The 1802-nt window shown below is 81.2% G+C and carries 1 protein-coding gene and 1 pseudogene; one reads left to right on the top strand and one right to left on the bottom strand.

Annotated elements, in window-relative coordinates:
• Positions 1-599: pseudogene (locus tag GTR00_RS23100) on the top strand (hypothetical protein); the annotation flags it as partial.
• On the opposite strand, the gene GTR00_RS18090 reads toward GTR00_RS23100, so the two are convergent.
• On the bottom strand, positions 506-1714 hold the full coding sequence (locus tag GTR00_RS18090; protein ID WP_166612970.1) for a MarP family serine protease: 1209 nt from the start codon (positions 1712-1714) through the stop codon (positions 506-508). The pseudogene GTR00_RS23100 and the gene GTR00_RS18090 overlap by 94 nt on opposite strands.
• Positions 1715-1802 lie beyond the last annotated feature (88 nt).

Here is a 1802-nt window from a genome sequence, read left to right as displayed (position 1 = left end):
CTCCTGGAGCGGCTGCGCGGGCAGCGCCCCGCCGGGCGGGGCCTGCGCACCACCGCCGCGGCGCTGGCCCGCCAGCTGCCGGTGCTGCCCGAGCAGCGCCTCGCGCGCGACGAGGGCGTGGAGCAGGTGCTGCGCGAGCGCTCCGGCTCGGCGTGGCCGAGCCCGCGGGACGTCGAGCGCTACGCGCAGGCGGTGCGGGTGCCGTTCGTGGCGCACTCGGCGCTGGAGTACCACCGCTGGGCCGCGCGCTCCGCGGTGCGCGCCGACGGGCGGCGGTTCGCGGCCGCGCTGCGCGCAGGCACCACCGTGCCGGTGCTGCAGGTGCGCGGGGAGCTGGACCCCACGGTGAGCGGCGCCGCGCTGGAGGCCGCCGACCGCTGGGCGCACGGCCCGCACCGCGTGGTGCAGGTGCCCGGCGCCGGGCACTACGTGCCCGAGGAGGCCCCCGAGCGCTTCAGCGCCGCCCTGACGAGCTGGCTGGCGCGCTCCTGAGCCGTGCCGCCCCTCACGCGGCGGCGCACGGGCCGGTGTCGGCCGGCGCGGTGGCCGAGCCCGCCGCGGCGAGCACCGCGTCCAGCTCCACCGGCGTCAGCGCGTAGCCGGTGTGCGGGTCGTCCAGGCTCTTGGCGAACACCACGCCCGCCACCCGGCCGTCCTCGGTGAGCAGCGGCCCGCCGGAGTTGCCCGGCTGCACCTGCGAGTGCACCGAGTACACCTCGCGCACCACGGGCGCGGCGTCGTACACGTCGCGGCCCTCGGCGCGCACGACCTCCCGCACCCGCGCCGTGGCCAGCGTGTACGGCCCGTCCAGCGGGAAGCCGGCCACGACGGCGGCGTCCCCGCGCTGCAGCAGCGGCGAGCGGGGCACCGCCGCCGCGTCCAGGCCCGGCACGTCCAGCACCGCCAGGTCCCGCGCCGGGTCGAAGGCCACCACCCGCGCCGGGTAGCGGCGCCCGGCGCCCTGCGGCTGCACCAGCGGCTCGCCCACCCCGGCCACGACGTGCGCGTTGGTCACCACGCGCGCCGAGCCGCCCCGGCGCGCGGCGACGAACCCGCTGCCCTCCAGGCCGCGCCCGCAGGCGGCGGCCACGCCGGTGACCTTCACGACCCCGCCCTGCGCCGCGCGCAGCCCGGGGGTGTCGGGCACGGCGGCGGCGGGCGGGTCCACCGGCGCGATCGGCTCGGGGTCCAGCCCGGCGAACACGCGGGGGAAGCCGCTGGCGCGCGCGGCGGACCAGAAGCGGCCCAGCAGCGCGCCGGGGTCGGCGGGCAGCGCCGCGTCCACGGTGCCGACCACGCGCGAGCCGGTGACCGCGCGCACCACCGCCGGCAGCGGGGCGGTGCGCGCGGCGCCGGCGACCACCCACAGCACCAGCAGCGTGGCCACCGCGCCGGCCAGCGCCCCCAGCAGCGAGTCGGCCACCCGCGCCGGGCGCGAGCGCACCCGCCCGCGCAGCCGCGCGGCGAGCGTGCCGAGCAGCAGCCGGCCCAGCACCGCCAGCACCAGGGTGCCCACCACGACGACCAGGGCGGGGCGCACGCCCGGCGCCCAGCCGGCCACCAGCCGCGGCAGGGCCACCACGCCGGCGAGCGCCCCGCCGAGCAGCCCGGCCAGCCCGGCCAGGCCCACCAGCAGCCCCTCGCGGTACCCGGCGGCCAGCTGCGCCAGCAGCAGCGCCGCCAGCAGCAGGTCCAGCACGAGCGCGGCGCTCACGGGCGCCTCACGCCCCCGCCCACGCCAGCGCCTCCTGCAGCGTCAGCTCGGCCACCGCGCCCGCCGTCCCCGCCGCGCTCGTGCTGGA

The sequence above is a fragment of the Kineococcus indalonis genome (assembly GCF_009906395.1).
Taxonomy (GTDB): domain Bacteria; phylum Actinomycetota; class Actinomycetes; order Actinomycetales; family Kineococcaceae; genus Kineococcus; species Kineococcus indalonis.
Note: the sequence above shows the minus strand (reverse complement) of the source record. Positions and strands in the feature narration are given on the sequence as shown.